Genomic DNA, 20,527 nt, shown 5'->3' with positions numbered 1-20,527 from the left:
TCTCGTCCGCCTCGTTCCATGCGGCCCTTGTGCGCGCTAGCGTGCGTGACCATGACAGTCGGAGCGATCATGGAGGTAGCCGAATGAGCCTGTCCAGACGTGGTTTGCTGGCCGCCGGCGGTGCGGTGGGAGCCCTCGCGGCGACGGTTGCCGGAACCGGGAGCGCGGCCGCGGGCCCCCTCCCCGGCACGGGGCAGGGCTCCGGGCGAAATCGGGTCCGTACCGGCTTCGACCGGCTGGCGGCGGACGGCTACGCACTGCTGAGGGGGCAGAAGGTCGGGATCGTCACCAACCCGACCGGGATCACGTCCGACGTGCGCCACATCGTCGATGTGATGCACCCGGACGAACGCGTGAACCTGGTCGCGGTCTTCGGCCCCGAGCACGGCTTCCGGGGCACCGCGCAGGCGGGCGGCTCGGAGGGGCGGTACGACGACCCGGCGACCGGACTCCCCGTCTACGACACGTATCTGAAGAGCGGGCAGCCGCTCGCCGATGTCTTCACCGCGTCCGGGGTGGACACCGTCGTCTTCGACATCCAGGACGCGGGCGCCCGCTTCTACACGTACATCTGGACGCTCTACGACTGCATGGAGGCGGCGGCGCTCGCGGGCAAGCGGTTCGTCGTCCTGGACCGGCCGAACCCGGTGACCGGACGGGCCGCGCTGGGGCCGGTCCTCGACCCGGCGTTCTCGACCTTCGTGGGGCGCCGGGAGATCGCGCAGGCCCACGGCATGACGGTCACGGAGCTGGCGCTGCTCTTCAACGCGGAGTTCCTGGCCACGCGGCCGGTCGAGCTGGACATCGTGACGATGTCGGGATGGCGGCGCGCGGACTTCTTCGACGGAACCGGTCTGCCGTGGGTGCCGCCGAGCCCCAACATGCCGACGCCCGAGACGGCGCTCGTGTACTCGGGCACCTGTCTGTTCGAGGGTACGAACCTCTCCGAGGGGCGGGGGACGACCCGGCCGTTCGAACTCCTCGGCGCGGAGGGGATCGACCACCGGTGGGCGGCGGCCGCGAACGCCCTCGACCTGCCCGGAGTCGCTTTCCGCGAGGCGTACTTCGCCCCGACGTTCTCCAAGTTCCAGGGGAAGACGGTCGGCGGGGTGCAGCTGCATGTCCAGGACCGGGAGGTGTTCGATCCGGTGCGCACGGGGATCGCGCTGCTGGTGACGGCGAAACGGACGTGGAGCGGGTTCGCCTGGCGCCCGGACAACTGGATCGACAAGCTCACCGGCAATACGCGGGTCCGCACGATGATCGATGCGGGGGCGGACACGGATGAGGTGGTCGGGGCGTGGGAGGCGGATCTCGCCGCGTTCCGGGCGGTACGGAAGAAGTACCTGCAGTACCGGTGAGGTGAGCCGGGCGGGCCCGGGGTTCGGGCCCGCCCGGCGAACCGGTTCCGTCCTCGACCGCCGGACGGGCCGGAATGTGCGTCCTACCGGTGGGCCGGGAACTCCACCACCTGCTGGTACGTCGGGCGGTTCTGCCAGTGGATCGCCTTCTGGCTGATCCCGCCCAGCGCACGGTGGACGATCGCGTCCGTGCACCACTGCTCGCCCGCGCTGCAGCTGTCGTCACCGGGGTAGACCTCGGTCGCCGGTTCGGCCGCCGCCTGCTTCAGGGTGGCGAGCAGCGCGTCCCGGCAGCTGCTCAGGTCGCCTTTGCCGCAGTACGTCTTCGCCAGCGGGCCCTCGACCGGACGGCCGAGGACCTGGCGCAGGTCCTTGTCGACGAAACCCCACCAGCCGTACTGGAACGCCGAACCGCTGTGCGCACCGCTCGGCCCGTGGCCGGCCGCCGGGGACTCGTCGGTGGCGAGGTTGGCGGTCAGCGCCGCGTACAGACCGTCGCCGAGGCCCGGCCTGAACTCGGCCTCGACCAGCTTCGGCCACCACGCGTCCATGAGTCGTACCGCGTCGGCGTGGGTGTAGGCGTGCGAGCCGGGGCCGGTCTCCTTGCGCTGGGATCCCGAGGCGCGCCAGGACTCCAACTGCTGCACGGTCGCGTTCAGTTCCGGGTCGGTGACCGGCTGGGAGCGGAGCACCTTCAGCAGTTCGGGCAGCAGCTGCTCGCCGCGCAGATCGGTGAGTGCCGCATCCGCCATGGCCCGGGTGAGCGAGGCGCGGGTGACGCCGCCCTCCTCCACCAGCTTCGCCACCCGGTCGTCGAGCAGGTCGGCCCGGTGCACCGCACCCAGTCCGAAGCCCGCGGAGGCATACCCCGCGGCCTGCTTGTTGTTCCAGGAGACGTAGTAGTCCTGGCCGCTGGAGTGCGGGTGCGCGGTGAACGAGGTGTAGGCGGCGGTGTTCGCCGCCGGATCGTACCCCTGCCACTCGTACGCCTTCTCGGCCCTCACCGGCAGCGCCGGGTCGACGCCCGCCGCGCGCACCGGGTTCATTCCGCTGTTGTAGTAGGCGGCGGTGCGGGAGTCGGCGTAGAACCAGTTGAAGGCGTAGTCGATATTGCTCGCCGCCTGCTGGAAGGAGGCTGCGTCCGTGACGTACGCCGGGTCGTTGAGCATCTGGAAGCCGATGATCGAGTCGGCCTCGTGACGGTAGGTGGAGCGCAGTGAGGTGTACGCGACGGGCTTGCCGCCCGCGGTGGCCCGGTGGGTGACGATGCCGTACGCGGTCCGCCACACCTGCATCCGGTAGGAGCCCTTCGCCGTGGAGTCGGCGACGGTCGGCTTCCAGGAGTTGGTGCGCTCCAGCTTCTCCATGGCGGTGCAGGTGCCGTGGTGGAGGTAGTGCGTGGAGTTCTTGGCGGGTGTCCCGCCTCCGGGCTCGCACAGCTCGATGGCGTACGTGTCGGTGATGTCCTGGCCGGCCGACGTGGCGCTCCACGCGTAGTCCTGGCCGCGGCCCATCTGGACGTACATGCCGACACCGGCGAACGAGACACCGCGAGCGCTGATGCCGGGCCCCTGGAGCTCCTGAAGCATCATCAGCTGTGGGGCGAAGTAGCCGGTCTGCGGGCCGAAGACGGCGATCGGGTTTCCGCTGGCGGTGTGCTTGCCGGAAACCAGCAGGGCGTTGGACATGCCGCGCTTCGGGGCTCCGGATCCGGGCAGCGACCCCTCGGGGATGACACCGTCGTCGTAGATCCCCTGGGCCTTCCTGAGCGCGGCCGGGGCCTTGACCGGGGCCTTCGTGTCGGTGCCCGCGGAGCCGGTGCGGTCGTGGATCAGCGGCTCGGCGGTGACGGAGCCCGCGTCGGGAAGAGCGGTGCCGCGCGCCCTGGCCGGCTTGCCGGCGTACGGGAACGAGGTGCCGTCGTGAATCGTCAGCACGGCCTCGGGGTCGTTGCGCTGCCGGAACGATTCCCAGACCTCGGTGCCTTCGGCGACCCCGTACTTCTGCTGGGCGGACAGCAGCGAGAGCGCTGCCTGCACCTCGCCGCCACCGCCGCCACCGAACTGCCCGCCGACGACCGAGGCAATGGAGATCAGGTCGGTCAGCTCGAACGGCTGTATCTCGCCGATGTTGGTGATGGCGTCGATCTTTCCGGTGAGGACGTACTCGCCGGGGAAGTAGCGGCCCTTCTTGGACTTCTCGCGGTACGCGTTGATGCCGTCGACATACGCCTGCGCATCGGCCATCGCCTGCTCGCCGCGGGCGCCCTCATGGCTCCTGATGTACGCGACCTGCGCTTCGAGATCGTCCTCGGTGTACGGGGCCTGCGGCCAGAACTGCTGCTCCAGGCCCTGGTTGGCGAGTGCGCCGCCGGCGAACGAGGTCAGTTCGCCGCGCCCGATGTGCCGGAAGAGGTCCATCAGCCAGAGCCGGTCCTGCCCGGCCGCGAACCCGGCGCCGAACTCGGTGCCGTAGCGGGTGGTGCCCTTGATGTGCGGGACCCCGGACGCCCTGTCGCGGGTGATGGTGACGTCGTCGCGCGGCGAGGTGACGGACTCGACCTGGTCCTTGGGGACGCCGAACGAGGCGTCGTTGAAGAAGTCGGTCAGCTTCTGGTCGGTGAGACCCGTGTGCCCGGCCACCAGGCCGTTGTAGCGGTCGAGTTGGTCGTCGCTGTGGGAAGGGTGCGTACCGAACGCCTTGTTGCCGAGGATCTCGACGAGCGTGGCGTTGCCGTTCTCGCCGGGCGGCAGGATGTCGTCGCACTGTCCGTGGCAGTAGTCGGGTACGGGTACGGGTTCCGCCGCCGCGGCGCCGGACTGCGGCGAGGCCGCGAGCAGGGTGGTACCGAGTGCGAGAACCGCCGCAACGGTGGCGGCTCTGAACATGACGGTGCGTGGGGGCATAGGTGCTCCTCCGAGAGGCCGATGCGCCGGAGGTTACTGGCGGTATGACCCGTCGGTAAGATGAACAACGGTCACTTTTTCGGAATCACCACATGACACCGCGTCAACGCCGCGTCCGACGTGGGGCGTCTCACCCCATGGACGCGAATCGCCTTTCGATGGAGCCGAAACGGGCAGTCGTACGTCCATACCTTGACGCCGAAGTACGAGCGACGGAGGTGGCAGTGCGATGGCCGGTTTCCGGAGTCTTGCGAGACAGGTCCGCGATCCGCGGGGTGACCTGGCGCTGCGGCGGTACTCGCTGCGCAAATGCCTGGAGAGGTTCGCCCCCTACGGTCACCGGGCGACCTGGGACCACTTGTGCACCCGGCACACGATAGAGCCCGAGGACCGGTCCCCCGACCCCGTGCGGCTGGTGCACGCACTGGAGGAACTGGAGGCGGCGCGAGCCGTCTGGCTCCGGTACGAGGCCGGGTTCGCCGAGCGCCGCAAGCGGGAGAAGCGCGAGGGGCTGCGCCGGCCGGGCGCCTTCGACGACTGGCACCGGCGCATCTGGGGCGGGAACGGGGTGGCGCGCTGCGAGGATCCGGCGGTCCACCCGTCCGCCCCGCTCGCCGAGGTGCTGGGCCGGCTGATCTCGGCCCTGGAGTCGCAGCCCGGCGCGGCGTGCCCGGTGTGCGCGGAGACCGGGATCGTCTGGCGTCAGGACCTCGACTGCGCGCCGTGGTCGGGCCCGGTCTGCACGGGCTGCGGAATCGTGGTGCCGCGGCCCGTACTGACTCCGGGCGCGCTGGCGAGAGCGCGCCGGATCCGGCCGAGGGACCTGGCGTCGGCGGCATGAGGGGCTCGGGGGCGACGGAACGGCGGCGTGCCCCCGGCCCTGGGGACGCTTTCTACGGGCAGCCCGCCGAGCGGCGCTCCGGCATCAGGCGCGAACCGCTGATCGTGTCGCCGGAGATGTCGTTCGGGTTGGAGAGCACACACGTCTCCAGCGACAGGCAGCCGCAGCCGATGCAGTCGGTCAGATGGTCGCGCAGCCGGCCCAGCTGCTTGATCCGTTCGTCCAGTTCGGACCGCCACGTCTCGGACAGCCGCGCCCAGTCGTCGCGGTTCGGGGTGCGCTCCTCGGGGAGTTCGGCCAGCGCGTCCCGGATCGTGGCCAGTGGTATGCCGACCCGCTGCGCCGCACGGACGAAGGCGACCCTGCGCAGTGCGTCCCTGCTGTAGCGCCGCTGGTTGCCGCTGGTGCGGCGGCTGCTGATCAGACCCTTCGCCTCATAGAAGTGCAGGGCCGAAACGGCGGCGCCGCTGCGCGCGGAGAGCTGGCCGACCGTGAGTTCGTGGAGTGTCTGTGGGATCTGGGGCACCCCTCCAACCCTACGTGCCCGCCCTCCGCACGGGTCCGTCGTTGACAGGAACGCACCCGCCCAACCATGCTGAGCAAGCGCTTAGACAGTAGGCGATGGATGACGACGGACGGTCGAGAGCGGGAAGGCAGGACCAGGGACATGGCAGAGCCGAGGATCTTCACGTCCGCGCAGGAGCTGCGCGACGGGGTGGGCGAGCAGCTGGGTCACAGCGAGTGGCTGGAGATCGACCAGAAGAGGGTCGACCTGTTCGCCGAGGCGACCGGGGACCACCAGTGGATCCATGTGGACCCGGAGCGGGCCGCGGCCGGCCCATTCGGCACGACCATCGCGCACGGCTATCTGACGCTCTCACTGCTCCCGGCGCTGGTCCCGCAGGTCATGCGGGTCGAGGGCATGAAGATGGGCATCAACTACGGGACCAACAAGGTCCGTTTCCCGTCCACCGTGCCGGTGGGATCCCGGCTGCGCGCGACGGCCGTCCTCAAGGACGTCGCGGAGGCGGGCGGCGGCGTCCAGGTCACCGCCCTCGTCACGGTCGAGCGCGAGGGCGGCGACAAGCCGGTCTGTGTCGCCGAGTCGGTGTCGCGCTACTACTTCTGAGATGCCCTGGGGCGGCATCCCCGGCGGACGCACGAGGACAGCTGCGGCACCTCGCTGCGCTGCCGGAACGCCCGAATGCACCGGGCACGAGGACGCCCCCTCCGCCTTGCAATGTCCCGCATCCGACGCGGCGCGCGCCGATCCACCAGGGATGACGGGGCAGCCCTCAGCGCTGGGCCGCGACCATGCGCAGGACGAGGTCGGCGTAGAGATCGCCGACCTCGTCCGGCGTACGGCTCCCCTGCGCGCTGAACCAGCGCGCCACGTCGATGCAGAGCGAGAGCACGGCGAGCGTGGTCCCCGGGATGTCGGGGACATCGAACTCCCCCGCCTGCACGCCCTCACTGATGATCCGCCGGATCACCGCATCGCTCTTCCTGCGCAGGGCGACGATCTCGGTGCGGTGTTCCTCACCCAGGGCGTCGAGTTCGTACTGGACCACGCGGGCGGTGGTGTGCCGTTCGGCATGCCAGCGGACGAAGGACCGTACGGCGTCCGCGAGCCGCTCGGACGCCGTGCCGTCACTGCCGGCGGCCGTCTCCAGGAGCAGCAGGGCGCGGTCGTGACCGATCCTGCTGATCCGGTGGAGCAGCTCTTCCTTCGTCTTGTAGTGGATGTAGAGCGCGGCGGGACTCATCCCGGCGCGGCCCGCGATGTCACGGGTGGTGGTCGCGTGGTACCCGCGCTCGGCGAAGGCGTCGACGGCCGCGACGAGGAGCCGCCTGGCCGCCTCGGGCGTCACCTCGCCCCACGGCGAGCTCTCGCCGCCGGTCTCCTCCGCCGCGCTCATCGTCACCGACCCCTTCCCTTCAGCAGGACGAACACCATACCCCGAACCTGAGCAAGCGCTTAGGGTCCGGTGGATGAGATCGTCAGAGCTTCTGGAAGGGGTCGTGCTCGGCGAGGATCTTCTCCAGCCGGGCCTGGTCGACCCGGCTGACGATCTGTCCCGCCTCCTGACGGTCGCGGATGACCTTGGCGAGGGTGAAGCAGGACGTGACGAGGTACAGGACGCCGACGGCGAGGAAGCCCCGCACCCAGGCGTTCGCGTCGAGGAAGTAGATGCCGAGGGTCACCGCGCCCATCGCCACCCCGAAAGATGCGACGGCCTGACCGTAGAAGGCTGCGGTGCTCTGCTGCTTGACCGATGTCGTCTCACTCATGGGGGAAGCTTCGGCCGCTGTGGCGCCCGCCGCATCCGCCCCCGTACTCAGTCCCGTACTCAGAGGAGCTCACCAAATGGGCGCCCGTTCGAGCGGTACGGCTCAGAAGGCGGAGACCCCCGTCAGCGCGCGGCCGATGATCAGCTTCTGGATCTGGCTGGTGCCCTCGTAGAGCGTCATCACTCGGGCGTCGCGGAGCAGCTTGCCGACGGGGTACTCGTCGATGTACCCGTAGCCGCCGAAGACCTGGAGGGCGTTGTTCGCGGCACGGACGGCGGCCTCGGAGGCGAAGAGCTTCGCCTTGGACGCGGCGGTGGCGAACTCCTCACCGCGGTCGATGAGGTCGGCGACGCGCCAGGTCAGCAGCCGGGCGGCGTCGACATCCACCGCGATGTCGCTGATGAGTTCCTGGACGAGCTGGTAGCTCGCGATGGACTTGCCGAACTGCTCGCGCTCGCCGGCGTAGCCCACGGCGGCGTCGAGAGCGGCCTGCGCGATGCCGACGCATCCGGCCGCGACCGACATCCTCCCCTTGGCCAGGGCGGACATGGCGATCGAGAAGCCTTTGCCCTCGGGCCCCAGGAGCGCGGTGGCGGGGACGCGAACGTCCTCCAGGACCACCTCGGCGGTGGCCTGGCCGCGCAGACCGAGCTTGCCGTGGATGGTGCGGCGGCTGAGGCCGGGGGTGTCGGTGGGCACCAGGAAGGCGGATATGCCCTTGTGGCCGGGTGTGTCGTCGGTGCGGGCGAAGAGCAGCACGACATCGGCCCAGGTGCCGTTGGTGATGAACATCTTGGTGCCGTTGATGACGTACGAGTCGCCGTCACGGACGGCCTTCGTCGTCAGACTGCCGGCGTCGGAGCCCGTACCCGGCTCGGTGAGGCCGAAGCAGCCGATCGCCTCGCCCGCGGTGAGACGGGGCAGCCACTGCTGCTTCTGCTCCTCGCTCCCCCGGGCGGCGATGGTCTTGGTGACCAGACCCAGGGAGACCGAGACGATACCGCGGACCGACGAGTCGCCGCGCCCGAGCTCCTCGGTGACCAGGCAGTACGCCAGGTGGTCGCCGCCCGAGCCGCCGTACTCCTCAGGGATGGTCAGCCCGAGGAAGCCGAGTGCACCCAGCTTCTTCACGATCGACTTATCGACATTCTCGGCGCGATCCCACTCGACGACATGCGGAGTGATCTCGCGGGCGACGAAGTCCTTGGCGAGCTGCCGGACAGCTTCCTGCTCCTCGCTGAGCTCCAGGTTCATCCTTCGGTACTCCCACTTTTAATTAACACTGCTAGTTTTTCGTTCGCAGGCCCTACTATGTGCCGCATGGCCCGACCGCGCAAGCCCCTCCTCAGCAGAGACCGCATCGTCGAGGCGGCGAGCGCCCTGGTGGACTCCGAGGGGCTCGAAGCCGTCTCCACCCGTCGGCTCGCGGCCGAACTCGGGGTCAGCGGGCCCTCGCTCTACAACCACTTCCGCAACAAGGACGAGATCCTGGACGCGGTCGCGGACTCCGTCTCCGCGCAGGTCGACCTGTCGATGTTCGACGAGGACGACAGCCGCGACTGGCGCGCCGCCCTGCACGACTGGGCGGTCTCCTATCGTGCGGCGCTCGCCGCGCACCCGCACATCGTCCCGGTGCTGGCCCAGGGCCCCGGCCGCCGTCCGGCCGGGCTGCGGGTCGCCGACGCGGCCTTCGGCGGCATGGTCCGAGCGGGTTGGCCACCCGCCCAGGCCACGTACATCGGCGCCCTGATGCGGTACTTCGTCACGGGCTCGGCACTGGGCTCGTTCGCACGCGGTTTCGTGGACGACGAGACGGCGTACGACCCCGCCGACTACCCGCACCTCGGCCGGGCCCACCTGCTGGCCGACCGCCGCCAGAAGGTCGACGAGGGCGCGTTCGAGACCGGACTGCGGGCGATCCTCGACGGTCTCGCCCTGCAGTACGAGCAGCGGACGCCCGCGGCCACGGTTCGGCCCTCGCCGAAGCGTTCCTGACGCATGCTGAGTACATGGCACCCCACGACCCGGCCGCGCCCCGCCTCGCCGCCCTGGCCGCGCTCCTCGCCGACGAGACCCGCGCCTCGTTCTGTCTGGCCCTGCTCGACGGGCGTGCCTGGACGGCGGGTGAACTGGCGCGGTACGCGTCGGTCGCGCCGTCGACCGCCAGCGAACACCTGGGGAAGCTCGTCGCGGGCGGCCTGCTGACCGAGGAGCGGCAGGGCCGCCACCGCTATCTGCGGCTCGCCGACGAACGGACCGCCCACCTCGTCGAGGACCTCGCCGCCCAGGCCGCGCCCGGCGACGGGGAACGGCCGCGAACCCTGCGGGCGGCGAGCACCAGCAGCGCGCTGGCCCGCGGACGCACCTGCTACGACCATCTCGCGGGCCGGATCGGCATCGCCATCGCGGACGCCATGACCGTACGGGGACTGCTACGGCAGGACACCGGCTTCGCGCTCACCGATGCGGGCCTGGGCTGGTTCGGGGAGCGGGGCATCCGGCTGGACACCAGGACCAGGCGCCCCCTCGTACGCGGCTGCCTGGACTGGACGGAGCGCCGACCGCACCTGGCGGGGACCGCGGGCGCCGCGCTGTGCAGGCACGCCCTGGACACCGGATGGTGCGTACGGATCGGCTCCGGGCGGGCCGTGAAGGCGACCGCGGACGGGGAGCGGGCGCTGCACGAGTTCCTCGGGATCGAGCCGGAAACAATTCGGTGAGGACCGAACCGTTCCCCGCTTACAGTCGGACCCATGACGACACCCATACAGGCCTCCTCGGCGACGGCCACCATTCCCGCAAGCCGTGACTGGCGGGCGATTGCCGCGGCGTGCACGAGCGTGGTCCTGTGGGCCTCCGCCTTTGTCTCCATCCGCAGCGCGGGCGACGCGTACTCCCCCGGGGCGCTCGCCCTCGGCCGGCTGCTCGCGGGCTCGCTGACGCTCGGCGCGATCCTTGTCGTTCGCCGTGAGGGGCTGCCGTCCAGGGGTGCCTGGCCGGGCATCCTCGCGTCCGGACTGCTCTGGTTCGGGTTCTACATGGTGGTGCTCAACTGGGGCGAGCAGCAGGTCGACGCGGGCACGGCCGCCATGGTCGTGAACATCGGCCCGATCCTGATCGCGCTGCTCGGCGCCCGGCTGCTCGGCGAGGGGCTGCCGCGCATGCTGGTGATGGGCATGGCCGTGTCGTTCGCGGGCGCCGTCGTGGTCGGTCTCTCCATGTCGGGGCACGGGGGTTCGTCGGTGCTCGGAGTGGCGCTCTGCCTGCTCGCGGCTGTGGCGTACGCGGCCGGGGTGGTCACCCAGAAGCCCGCTCTGCGGCACGGCTCGGCCCTGCAGATCACCACGTACAGCTGTCTGATCGGTACGGTCGCCTGCCTGCCGTTCTCCGGTGTGCTGGTCTCCGATGCGGCCGACGCACCGCTCTCCGCGACCCTGAACATGGTCTACCTGGGCATCTTCCCGACCGCCCTCGCCTTCACCACCTGGGCCTACGCCCTCGCGCGCACCACCGCCGGAAAGATGGGCGCCACCACCTATGCGGTGCCCGCACTGGTGGTGCTGATGTCATGGCTGCTGCTGGACGAGGTGCCCGCGCTGCTCACCGTCGGCGGCGGCCTGCTCTGTCTTGCCGGGGTGGCGGTCTCCCGCATGCGTCCGCAGACTGGACGGACGCGGAACAGTCCGGCACAGCCGGTGGAGGGACGCCGAGATGACGCGGAGCGCCAGGAGACCGACCGGCCCCGGGAAGAAGCGGAAGAAGCAGTCGGGCAGGGCTGACGAGGAGCAGGCCGCCCTCGCCCGGGCGGCCCGCCACGGCGGCGCCGAACTCGACGACTTCGACGTGGTCGACAGCGGGGACGACGACCCGGTCCTGGTGACCCCGGAGGGCCGGGCCCGCGACGCCTGGCGCGAGGACTACCCGTACGGCCGCAAGCTCGGCCGCAAGGCGTACGAGAAGACCAAGCGCGCCCTGCAGATCGAACTGCTCAAGCTGCAGCACTGGGTCAAGGACCGCGACGAGCGGATCGTCATCCTCTTCGAGGGACGGGACGCGGCGGGCAAGGGCGGCACGATCAAGCGCTTCACCGAGCATCTCAACCCCCGTGGTGCACGTGTCGTCGCCCTGGAGAAGCCCACGGAGCGCGAGCGCACCCAGTGGTACTTCCAGCGGTACACGGCGCAGCTGCCGAGCGCGGGGGAGATCGTGCTCTTCGACCGGTCCTGGTACAACCGGGCGGGTGTGGAGCGGGTCATGGGGTTCTGCACGACCCGGGAGTACCTCGAATTCATGCACCAGGCACCGGGCTTCGAGCGGATGCTCGCCCGGGACGGCATCCACCTGGTGAAGTTCTGGTTCTCCGTCTCCCGCAACGAGCAGCGCAACCGGTTCATGATCCGCCAGATCGATCCGGTGCGGCAGTGGAAGCTGAGCCCGGTCGACCTCGCCTCGCTCGACAAGTGGGACGCGTACACGGAGGCCAAGGAACTGATGCTGTTCCACACGGACACGGCGGACGCGCCCTGGACCGTGGTGAAGAGCAACGACAAGAAGCGGGCCCGTCTGGAGGCGATCCGGCATGTGCTGCACCGCTTCGACTATCCGGACAAGAACGCGGACCTGGTCGGTGAGGCGGACCCGCTGATCGTGGGCCCGGCCTCGCGGCTTTTCGAGGAGGGCGAGATGGAAGCCCGCCTCCTCACCACGAGCCGGTCGCCGGCCGAGCCCACCCCGGAGCAGGCCCGAGGGCTGTCCCGTAATCCCTGACGGGACAGCCCTCAGAACACCACGAGCGCGCGGCCGCCCTTGCCGGCGATCATGTTGTCGAAGGCTGCCGGGATGCCGTCCAGCGCGATCCGTTCGGTGACCATCATGGAGAGGTCGAACCTGCCCGCGCGGATGTGCTCGGCGAGGACCGGCAGGTCGCGGGCCGGGTCGCTGTTCCCGTACACGCAGCCCGTCAGGGAACGCCCCCAGTGGAAGATCTCCAGCGCGTTGAAGGTCACCTGCTGGTCCTTGCCGCCGATGCCGACGACCGTGGTGCGGCCGCCGCGGCGGGTGGAGTCCCAGGCGCCGCGGATGGTGGCGGGCCGGCCGACGCACTCGACAGCAACGTCCGCGCCCAGTCCGCCGGTGAGCTTACGGATCTCGCGCGGCGTGGTGTCGGAGGCGATGACGTAGTCGGTGGCGCCCGCCGCGCGGGCGAGCTCCTCCTTCTCCGGGGAGACATCCACGGCGATGATCTTCGAGGCTCCCGCGATCCGGGCGGACTGGAGCACAGCGAGACCGACACCGCCGATGCCGAACACGACGACCGTCTCGCCGGCCCGGACCCGGGCGCAGTGATGGACGGCGCCGTATCCGGTGAGGACCGCACAGCCCAGCAGGGCGGCGTCGGCCAGCGGGATGCCGTCCGGGGCGGGAAGCACACAGTTCGCGGCGACGACCGTCTCCTGGGCGAACGCCGCGACGTTCAGGCCGGGGTGGAGCTCGGTGCCGTCGGCGGTACGGGCGTGGATGTTGCCCGCACCCGTCAGGGCGTTGGCGCAGAGCCAGACCTCACCGATTGCGCAGTGGTGGCAGCTGCCGCAGGACGGCGCCCAGTTGAGCACGACCCCGTCGCCGGGCGCGACATGCGTGACGCCCTCGCCGACGGAGAGGACGGTGCCCGCTCCCTCATGGCCGAGGACGGCGGGGACGGGCACCCGCATGGTGCCGTTGGAGAGGGACAGATCGGAGTGGCAGACCCCGGCCGCGGCGAGACGGATCCTCACCTGACCGGGGCCGGGCTCCGGGAGTTCGATGTCGGTGACCTCCAGGGGAGCTCCGACGGCGGGCAGTACGGCGGCGCGGACCACGGACCGGCTCCTTGCTGATCGGGGGGTGCATCGGAGGGTTGTTCAGAACTGGAGGGACTTGGTCTGGAGGTACTCGCCGAGGCCGTGCGAACCGAGCTCACGGCCGACGCCTGACTGCTTGTAGCCGCCGAACGGCGCGAGCGGGTTGAACCGGCCGCCGTTGATGTCGACCTGCCCGGTGTCCATCCGGCGGGCGAAGGCGACGGCCTCCGCGTCGTCGGCGGCCCAGACGGCGCCGGCGAGCCCGTACACCGTGCCGTTGGCGATCCGGAGGGCGTCGTCCTCGTCCTCGTACTTCAGGATCGAGATGACCGGGCCAAAGATCTCCTCCTGGGCGATGGTCATCTCCGGGGTGACATCGGCGAACACGGTGGGGCTGACGTAGTACCCCGTCGCGAGCGGCGCCTTTGGACCGCCGGCGACGAGGCGGGCGCCCTCCTCGATGCCCTTCTCGATGTAACCGCGCACCCGGGCCTGCTGCTTCGCGTTGACGACGGGACCGACCCGCTCCCCCGGCACGTACTTGGCGACGGCCGCGGCGGCGAGGGCGACGGCCTCCTCGTACCGCTCGCCGTCGACGAGCATCCGGGTCCAGGCGCTGCACGTCTGGCCGGAGTTCGACATCACGTTGGCGACGCCGACGTTGACGGCCTTGGCCAGATCGGCGGAGGGCAGGATGACGTTGGCCGACTTGCCACCGAGCTCCAGTGCGACCCGCTTGACCGCGCCGCCGGCGGTGGCACCGATCTGCTTCCCGACGGCGGTGGAGCCGGTGAAGGAGACCAGGTCGACGTCCTCGTGCGCGGCGAGGGCCTGTCCGGCGACCGGGCCGAGACCGGTGACCAGGTTGAAGACACCGGCGGGCAGGCCGGCCTCTTCGGTGGCCTCGGCGAAGAGCTGCGCGGTCAGCGGGGTGTCCTCGGCGGGCTTGAGGACGATCGTGCAGCCTGCGGCGAGTGCGGGAGCCACCTTGGCGACGATCTGGTGCAGCGGGTAGTTCCACGGGGTGATCGCCCCGACGACGCCGACGGGCTCCAGCAGCACGGTGGAGTTGCCGTGCTGCTCCTCGAAGGCGTACGAGGCGGCCAGTTCGGCGTAGGACCCGGCGACCAGGATCGGCACGCCCGCGTGCACCGTCTGCGACAGCTGGAGGGGTGCGCCCAGTTCCGCGGTGACCGTGGCCGCGATCTCGTCCTGACGGGCCACCAGGACGTCGCGCAGGGCGGCGATCCGTGCGGCACGCTCGGCCGGTGGGGTGGCGGCCCAGCCACCGAACGCGGCGCGGGCGGCCCGTACCGCGGCGTCGACGTCCTCGGCCGTGCCCGCCGGGACATGGGCGATGACCTGCTCGTCCGCCGGGTTGACGACCGCGATCGTGTCCGCGCCCGCTGCGGGGCGCCACTCCCCGCCGATGTACATACCGTCGTGGGCCTTCATGGCATTTCCTCCCGGGCAGGCGTACGGGCGATGTCGCCCGCACCCCAAACTAGCGACGTTAGTTTTTTGGCGCCAGAGACGCCCGTCACGCGCGGCCCGGCAATTCACCCGGGGTTCGTCACACGGTTCAGTAATTCGTCAGTAACGGCCTCCTCCTAGCGTCCCGGATCAGCCCGCCCCTCCCGTGCTTCCCCCTGACAGCAGGGGCGCGGCGGGCTCCCCCGTACCAGCCATGGAGGAGCACTCCGATGCATCTGCCCCGATCCCCGCGGCGCAGAACCGCCGCGTGGGCTGCGGCCGCGATGACGGCCGCGGCCGTACTGACCGGCCCCGCTCCCGCATTCGCGCAACCCGCCACGGACCCGAGTCCCGTCTCCGCGAAGGTCGAGTCCGCCGTCCTCGACACCGTCGAGCACGGCAAGGAGTCGACCTTCTTCGTCGTACTCGAGAGCCAGGCGGACCTGTCCGCGGCCAAGGGCAAGAAGTCCCACGCGGCCAAGGCGAAGTCAGCGTTCGCCTCGCTGCGCAGCGAGGCGAAGAAGAGCCAGAAGCCGCTGCAGTCCTTCCTCGACAAGGAGAAGGTCGGATACGAGTCGTACTGGATCGCCAACGCGCTGAAGGTGACCGGCGGCGAGGACCTCGTCGACGCCCTTGCGAAGCGCCCTGATGTGGCGAGCATCGTCGAAGAGCACACCTACAAGCTCGACACGACCGAGTCGAAGGCGACCGACGCCGCCACCGACGCGGACACCTCCGCCGCCGAGTGGGGCGTCCAGGACATCAAGGCCGACCGGGTCTGGGACCAGTACGACGACCGGGGCGAGGGCATCGTCATCGCCAACGTCGACTCGGGCGTCCAGTACGATCACCCGGCCCTGGTGGGCAACTACCGGGGCAACAACGGCGACGGCTCCTTCACGCACGACTACAACTGGTACGACCCGACGGGCCAGTGCACGACGTCGGCGCCCTGCGACAACAACGGCCACGGCACGCACACCATGGGCACCATGGTCGGCGCGGGCGGCGTCGGCGTCGCGCCCGGTGCCAAGTGGATCGCCGCCAAGGGCTGTGAGTCCAGCTCCTGTTCGGACTCCTCACTGCTCGCGGCAGGCCAGTGGATCCTCGCGCCGACCGACCACACCGGCCAGAACCCGCGGCCCGATCTCGCCCCCGACATCGTCAACAACTCCTGGGGCGGCGGTGACACGACCTTCTACCAGGACATCGTCGAGGCGTGGAACGCGGCCGGGATCTTCGAGGCGTTCGCCTCCGGCAACGACGGCAACGGCGTGACCTGCTCGACCGGCCACGCGCCGGGCTCGCAGGCGCCCGCGTACGGCGTCGGTGCGTACGACGTGAACGGCAAGATCGCTAGCTTCTCCGGCTTCGGCCCGTCCAGGCTCGACGGCTCTATGAAGCCGAACATCTCGGCCCCGGGCGTCAACGTCCGCTCCACCTGGCCGGGCAACACGTACAGGGCCATATCCGGTACGTCGATGGCGACCCCGCACGTCGCGGGCGCTGTCGCCCTGCTGTGGTCGTCCGCCCCCTCCCTCATCGGCAACATCGACGAGACCCGCGCGCTGCTCAACCAGGGCGCCGTCAACGTCGACGACACGCACTGCGGCGGCACCGCCGACGCGAACAACGTGTGGGGCGAGGGCAAGCTCGACATCTTCGCGTCCGTGGACATGGCCCCGCACACGGCGGCCGTCGTCACCGGCAGGATCTCGGACAGGTCAAGCGGCTCCGCGCTCTCCGGCGTCACCGTGAAGGCCACCGGGTCCGCCTCGACCCGCACCGTGACGACCTCGGCGGACGGCTCCTACCGGCTGACCCTTCCGGCGGGCTCGTACGACTTCGCCCTCAGCGGGTACGGCTACGCGAACGGCACCGAGTCCGGTGTCACGGTCGCCACCGGCGAGCAGGTCACCAAGGACTTCACGATGGACGCGGTCGCCTCGCACGCCGTGTCCGGCACCGTCCTCGACGTCACCGGCAAGCCTCTCGCCAAAGCCACCGTCCAGGTCACCGGCACTCCGGTCGCCTCCGTCACCACGGACGCGAGCGGACACTTCAACCTGCCGAAGGTGGCCGAGGGTTCGTACACCCTGACCGCCGCGCCCACAGCGCCCGTACTGTGCAACGGTATCTACAGCGGCAAGCTGACCGTGGACGGTGACGAGTCACTGACAGCCCGGGCGCCCGCCCGCTCCGACGCCGCAGGCAACAGCTGCGCCCCGGCGACGTACTCCTGGATCAGCGGCAGCAGCAAGGTCGCGCTCAGCGGCGACGAGGACGCGAAGACGATCACACTGCCCTTCCCGGTGAAGCTGTACGGCGTCTCCTACTCCAGCGCGAGCGTCACCACCAACGGTCTGATCAACTTCCTCGAACCGCGGCTCGGCGACTACGACAACGTCGCGCTCCCGTCGGCCGACAAGCCCAACGGAACCGTCGCCGCCTTCTGGGACGACCTGACCCTGGACAAGAAGTCCAGCGTGCAGACCGCGACCACGGGCACGGCCGGCAGCCGCACGTTCGCGGTCGTCTGGAACAACGCCGCCTTCGCCGGCAACACCTCGGCCCGCGTCTCCTTCGAGGCCGTCTTCGACGAGGCCACCGGCTCCGTCACCCTCCAGTACCAAGGCCTGTCCGCCGCCTCGCCCGAGAACGGCGCGAGCGCGACCGTCGGCATCGAGAACCAGGCCGGCACCGACGCCCTCCAGTACTCCTTCAACGAGCCGGTCCTGGGGGACCGGTCCGCCATCCGCATCGCGCAGGGGACCAAGTGATGAGAACCAACTCCCGGCCGGCACTGCGGCTCGCCTCCGCGCTGGTCGCGGCCGGTCTGGCGCTGAGCGCCGCGCCTCCCGCGCTGGCCGCCGACGACGACAGTGGCCTGCTCACGCTCACGGACAGCCAGGCCGAGAAGCTGGAAGGGCACGCCCAGCTGAACGCATACGCGGACGCCGACCGCGAGACCATCGACCCGCAGGGCGCGAACACCGGATCCGGCACCTCCGGGGCGGAACAGGGCGCGGACTCGGGCTCCCACCTCGACGAAGGCACCGGCACGGACGCCGGCACCGACGCCGCCGTGACCATCTCCCCCAAGTCCACAGTGGAAGGCATGCGCGGCCTCGCCGCCACCGTCCCCACCGGCGGCAAGGGCGGCGACTACTTCACCCTGCACAGCCTCGGCAGCGTCCAGCGCAGCAAGGCCGACGGCACTGCCCTGTGGCGCCGCGACAACGCCTCGCTGTACGCGGACTGGGGTGTCAAGAACTCCCGGCCCTGGCAGACGGAGCCGTACCCGGCGCGCATCGTGATGGGCTATAACGCGGTGAGCCCGTTCACGCCGGCCTCCGACCAGGGATACGTGACCGGCGACCTGACCGGTGACGGCGTGGACGACGTGGTGTTCTCGGCGAGCGTGGGCGTCAACCCGTACCGCCCCTTCACCTCTCCCGGCTCCTCGCTGGCCAACGGCACCTTCGTCACGGTCCTGGACGGCAGGACCGGCAAGACGCTGTGGTCGAAGCTGTACGCGTACGCCTACAACGTGAAGCTCGTCGGCAGGACGCTCGTCGTCACGGACGCGCCGTACTACAACCTCAACTCCCCGGCCGCCGCCACCGCCACCGTCTCGGGCATCCGCTTCTCGTACGCCGACGGGGCGTTGACCCCCTCCGCCACCTGGACGTACGACACGGGCGTGCGCGCCGGTACGGCGTGGGGCGCCCTGGAGGACCTCGGCGGCGGACTGGTCGCCGCGTCGTACAACCGGCGCAAGACCGCGACCGCCGCCGGCCGCGGCCACACCCTGGTGCTCGACACCGAGGACGGCTCCGTCAAGTGGCAGACGGACAACGCGCTCTACTCGCGCCAGCTGCACCTGGACACCGCGCGCGGACGGCTCGTGGCCCTGGAGCAGTCCGACCTCACCGACGGCGTGAAGTACGAGCTGGACTCCTACTCCCTCGCCGACGGCAAGCGCACCACGCTCGACACGCGGATCAACGCGCTGCCCATCGACATGACAATGGGTGATCTGCGGAACGATCGGAAGTCCGAGTACGTGGTCAGCGAGTCCACGCTCAGCCCGACGCTGTGGCTCAACGCCAACACCGTGCGGGTCGTGGACGGCACGGACCCCAGCAGCCTGCTGTGGTCCTCCACCGTCAAGCGCGACGCCGACAACGGCCACGACGCGCCGAGCGCCTGGAGCCTCGACGTCGTCGACGGCAGCCTCGTCACGGCCGCCCAGGACGACACCGGCATGAACACCGCCGAGAACCCCGGCGGCGGGCAGTACGCCTCGCTCACCGTGTTCTCCGGCAGCGGCGACGTGCGCTGGCAGGAGAAGGGCATCGGCGCCTCGCCGATGTTCAACCAGGTCTACCGCGACGCGGACGGCCGGCACATACGCACCGTCGACCAGAACCAGAACATCCGCACCTACGGGTTCGGCAACGGCAAGCAGCAGAGCCTCCTGCCGCTCCAGGGCGACCTGTCGTCCGCGCAGTCGTCCGACATCGACGGCGACAAGAAGAACGACCTGGTCGTCGGCGGCAAGTCCAACGGTGTGTGGGCCTACTCCGGGCCCTCGCTGACTGCGGGCAAGCCCAAGCTGCTGTGGAAGGCCACCGTCCCGGGCCAGGTGCACCGGATCGAGAAGGGCGACGTCAACGGCGACGGCCACGACGACTTCGTGGTGGCCGCCGACACGGCCGTCGCGGTCCTCGACGGGCGCACCGGCAAGGTCATCGAACGCATCGACGGGGGCGGGCCGTTCGTCCGCTCCGTGACGGTCGCCGACCTCGACGGCGACAAGCGCGCCGACATCGTCGTGCCGACGGACAAGGTGCGGGCCTACCGCGGTGACGGCTCGGCGCTGTGGACGTACGGAGCGCCCGACAGCGCGGGCAGCGTCGTCTTCGGCGACCTCGCAGTGGGCGAGGGGCGGGTGTACGCGCAGTACGCGAACACCGGCTCCCTCCACAAGGAGTCACCCGCGGTCGACGGTGTCGCGCTCGACGCCAGGACGGGCACCGTACGCTGGACCGCCGCGCCGAAGGCCCCGGCCGCGAGTGTGGACGGCAAGCTGTACGGAACCGTCCTGAACCGCGGTGTCTTCACCTCGCCGGAGATCCCGTACGCCAACGGGCACGCGGTCGTCTACACCTGGGTCGCTGTCACCTCAACCACCGCCGAGGGCACGCCGGATGCTTCCAGCCTGCGCACGGTCGTCGAGATCCGTGACAGCCGCACGGGCGAGGTCCTCCACCAGGGCCTGGCCGGGGGCCTCTGGACGGTGGGGAACTTCTTCACCGGGCCCGAGGGTCTCGTCCTCGCGGGGACGGCGTCGTTCCGCACCTTCGCGGCCGAAGGCAAGGACTACTCGATCTTCACGCTGCCGACGACGAACACCGGCGGGTTTCTCACCGGTCCGGGCGGACGGCGCCTCCTCGTCGGTGGCGTCGAGGGCGGCCTCGACCTGTGGGATCCGTCCGTCCTGACGGCCGACCACTACCCTGCCGACGTCGGCAGGATCACCTTGATGGGCGCCAGGAACTACTTCTCCGGCGACCTGGACGGTGACGGCGTCGACGAGGTCGTGAACCTCGGCTTCGACGAGACCGGCTACGACCGGATGACCGAGCTGCTCGGCGGCCGCTATCTGAACCAGTTCACCGCCATATCTCAGATGACGGTGTCCACGCTCTCCTGACGGTTACCGCCTCTCCTCCCACGGCCCCCCGGACATCCGTTCGGGGGGCCTACGGCGCGCCCGGGGAAGGGGGTTAAAGTCAATACCGTTCAGTT

The 20,527-nt window shown here is 70.3% G+C and carries 16 protein-coding genes; 9 read left to right on the top strand and 7 right to left on the bottom strand.

Annotated elements, in window-relative coordinates; all coding sequences use genetic code 11:
- The first annotated feature begins 83 nt into the window (after positions 1-83).
- Positions 84-1,361, top strand: coding sequence for an exo-beta-N-acetylmuramidase NamZ family protein (locus tag OG395_RS39695; protein ID WP_327247243.1), 1,278 nt, complete (start codon positions 84-86; stop codon positions 1,359-1,361).
- A gap of 83 nt (positions 1,362-1,444) precedes the next feature.
- On the opposite strand, the gene OG395_RS39690 is transcribed toward OG395_RS39695, so the two are convergent.
- Entirely contained in the window at positions 1,445-4,267 is a 2,823-nt protein-coding gene (locus tag OG395_RS39690; RefSeq protein ID WP_327247242.1) for a penicillin acylase family protein, read from the bottom strand.
- A 229-nt stretch (positions 4,268-4,496) separates the two neighbouring features.
- On the opposite strand from OG395_RS39690, the gene OG395_RS39685 reads away from it, so the two are divergent.
- Positions 4,497-5,108, top strand: a complete 612-nt coding sequence (locus OG395_RS39685) for a hypothetical protein (protein ID WP_327247241.1) — start codon at positions 4,497-4,499, stop codon at positions 5,106-5,108.
- Between the two features lie 52 nt (positions 5,109-5,160).
- Here the strand turns inward: OG395_RS39685 and soxR are convergent, their stop codons facing one another.
- Positions 5,161-5,634, bottom strand: a complete 474-nt coding sequence (gene soxR, locus OG395_RS39680; protein WP_266987491.1) for a redox-sensitive transcriptional activator SoxR — start codon at positions 5,632-5,634, stop codon at positions 5,161-5,163.
- A 141-nt stretch (positions 5,635-5,775) separates the two neighbouring features.
- On the opposite strand from soxR, the gene OG395_RS39675 reads away from it, so the two are divergent.
- Complete coding sequence (locus tag OG395_RS39675; protein WP_327247240.1) at positions 5,776-6,237, top strand: MaoC family dehydratase; 462 nt, start codon at positions 5,776-5,778, stop codon at positions 6,235-6,237.
- 166 nt (positions 6,238-6,403) lie between these two features.
- Here the strand turns inward: OG395_RS39675 and OG395_RS39670 are convergent, their stop codons facing one another.
- The 3 genes from OG395_RS39670 to OG395_RS39660 form a co-directional block, all read right to left on the bottom strand.
- The gene (locus OG395_RS39670) at positions 6,404-7,027 is read right to left on the bottom strand and encodes a TetR/AcrR family transcriptional regulator (RefSeq protein ID WP_327247239.1); all 624 of its coding nucleotides are present in this window, start codon (positions 7,025-7,027) and stop codon (positions 6,404-6,406) included.
- Between the two features lie 82 nt (positions 7,028-7,109).
- Complete coding sequence (locus tag OG395_RS39665) at positions 7,110-7,400, bottom strand: YiaA/YiaB family inner membrane protein (protein ID WP_327247238.1); 291 nt, start codon at positions 7,398-7,400, stop codon at positions 7,110-7,112.
- Positions 7,401-7,502: 102 nt separating this feature from the next.
- Complete coding sequence (locus tag OG395_RS39660) at positions 7,503-8,654, bottom strand: acyl-CoA dehydrogenase family protein (protein ID WP_327247237.1); 1,152 nt, start codon at positions 8,652-8,654, stop codon at positions 7,503-7,505.
- A 66-nt stretch (positions 8,655-8,720) separates the two neighbouring features.
- Between OG395_RS39660 and OG395_RS39655 the strand changes: the two genes are divergently transcribed.
- The 4 genes from OG395_RS39655 (at position 8,721) to ppk2 (ending at position 12,167) form a co-directional block, all read left to right on the top strand.
- On the top strand, positions 8,721-9,395 hold the full coding sequence (locus OG395_RS39655; protein WP_327247236.1) for a TetR/AcrR family transcriptional regulator: 675 nt from the start codon (positions 8,721-8,723) through the stop codon (positions 9,393-9,395).
- A gap of 14 nt (positions 9,396-9,409) precedes the next feature.
- Positions 9,410-10,120: an ArsR/SmtB family transcription factor gene (locus OG395_RS39650; RefSeq protein WP_327247235.1), complete on the top strand. Its 711-nt coding sequence runs from the start codon at positions 9,410-9,412 to the stop codon at positions 10,118-10,120.
- A gap of 33 nt (positions 10,121-10,153) precedes the next feature.
- Positions 10,154-11,179, top strand: a complete 1,026-nt coding sequence (locus tag OG395_RS39645) for a DMT family transporter (protein ID WP_327247234.1) — start codon at positions 10,154-10,156, stop codon at positions 11,177-11,179.
- A gap of 64 nt (positions 11,180-11,243) precedes the next feature.
- Positions 11,244-12,167, top strand: coding sequence for a polyphosphate kinase 2 (gene ppk2 / locus OG395_RS39640; protein WP_442818789.1), 924 nt, complete (start codon positions 11,244-11,246; stop codon positions 12,165-12,167).
- A gap of 11 nt (positions 12,168-12,178) precedes the next feature.
- Here the strand turns inward: ppk2 and OG395_RS39635 are convergent, their stop codons facing one another.
- Positions 12,179-13,258, bottom strand: coding sequence for a Zn-dependent alcohol dehydrogenase (locus OG395_RS39635; protein WP_327247232.1), 1,080 nt, complete (start codon positions 13,256-13,258; stop codon positions 12,179-12,181).
- Between the two features lie 42 nt (positions 13,259-13,300).
- Positions 13,301-14,695, bottom strand: a complete 1,395-nt coding sequence (locus tag OG395_RS39630; RefSeq protein WP_327247231.1) for an aldehyde dehydrogenase family protein — start codon at positions 14,693-14,695, stop codon at positions 13,301-13,303.
- Positions 14,696-14,943: 248 nt separating this feature from the next.
- Between OG395_RS39630 and OG395_RS39625 the strand changes: the two genes are divergently transcribed.
- Positions 14,944-17,493: a S8 family serine peptidase gene (locus OG395_RS39625; protein WP_327247230.1), complete on the top strand. Its 2,550-nt coding sequence runs from the start codon at positions 14,944-14,946 to the stop codon at positions 17,491-17,493.
- On the top strand, positions 17,493-20,432 hold the full coding sequence (locus OG395_RS39620; protein ID WP_327247229.1) for a VCBS repeat-containing protein: 2,940 nt from the start codon (positions 17,493-17,495) through the stop codon (positions 20,430-20,432). Before OG395_RS39625 ends, OG395_RS39620 begins: the two co-directional genes overlap by 1 nt.
- The last annotated feature ends 95 nt before the right edge of the window (positions 20,433-20,527 follow it).

Origin of the sequence: Streptomyces sp. NBC_01320, assembly GCF_035974375.1 — a bacterium.
Taxonomy (GTDB): Bacteria; Actinomycetota; Actinomycetes; order Streptomycetales; family Streptomycetaceae; genus Streptomyces; species Streptomyces yanii.
The sequence above is the reverse complement of the archived record's forward strand: the minus strand, read 5'-3'. Positions and strand labels throughout refer to the sequence as shown.

What these genes read in the sequence shown, in the direction of transcription:
- OG395_RS39630 (WP_327247231.1), bottom strand. Translation starts at nt 14,695, where the DNA reads ATGAAGGCCCACGACGGTATGTACATCGGCGGGGAGTGGCGCCCCGCA.
- OG395_RS39695 (WP_327247243.1), top strand. Translation starts at nt 84, where the DNA reads ATGAGCCTGTCCAGACGTGGTTTGCTGGCCGCCGGCGGTGCGGTGGGA.
- OG395_RS39650 (WP_327247235.1), top strand. Translation starts at nt 9,410, where the DNA reads ATGGCACCCCACGACCCGGCCGCGCCCCGCCTCGCCGCCCTGGCCGCG.
- OG395_RS39620 (WP_327247229.1), top strand. Translation starts at nt 17,493, where the DNA reads ATGAGAACCAACTCCCGGCCGGCACTGCGGCTCGCCTCCGCGCTGGTC.
- OG395_RS39655 (WP_327247236.1), top strand. Translation starts at nt 8,721, where the DNA reads ATGGCCCGACCGCGCAAGCCCCTCCTCAGCAGAGACCGCATCGTCGAG.
- OG395_RS39665 (WP_327247238.1), bottom strand. Translation starts at nt 7,400, where the DNA reads ATGAGTGAGACGACATCGGTCAAGCAGCAGAGCACCGCAGCCTTCTAC.
- OG395_RS39690 (WP_327247242.1), bottom strand. Translation starts at nt 4,267, where the DNA reads ATGCCCCCACGCACCGTCATGTTCAGAGCCGCCACCGTTGCGGCGGTT.
- OG395_RS39625 (WP_327247230.1), top strand. Translation starts at nt 14,944, where the DNA reads ATGCATCTGCCCCGATCCCCGCGGCGCAGAACCGCCGCGTGGGCTGCG.
- OG395_RS39645 (WP_327247234.1), top strand. Translation starts at nt 10,154, where the DNA reads ATGACGACACCCATACAGGCCTCCTCGGCGACGGCCACCATTCCCGCA.
- OG395_RS39660 (WP_327247237.1), bottom strand. Translation starts at nt 8,654, where the DNA reads ATGAACCTGGAGCTCAGCGAGGAGCAGGAAGCTGTCCGGCAGCTCGCC.
- OG395_RS39670 (WP_327247239.1), bottom strand. Translation starts at nt 7,027, where the DNA reads ATGAGCGCGGCGGAGGAGACCGGCGGCGAGAGCTCGCCGTGGGGCGAG.
- OG395_RS39685 (WP_327247241.1), top strand. Translation starts at nt 4,497, where the DNA reads ATGGCCGGTTTCCGGAGTCTTGCGAGACAGGTCCGCGATCCGCGGGGT.
- OG395_RS39675 (WP_327247240.1), top strand. Translation starts at nt 5,776, where the DNA reads ATGGCAGAGCCGAGGATCTTCACGTCCGCGCAGGAGCTGCGCGACGGG.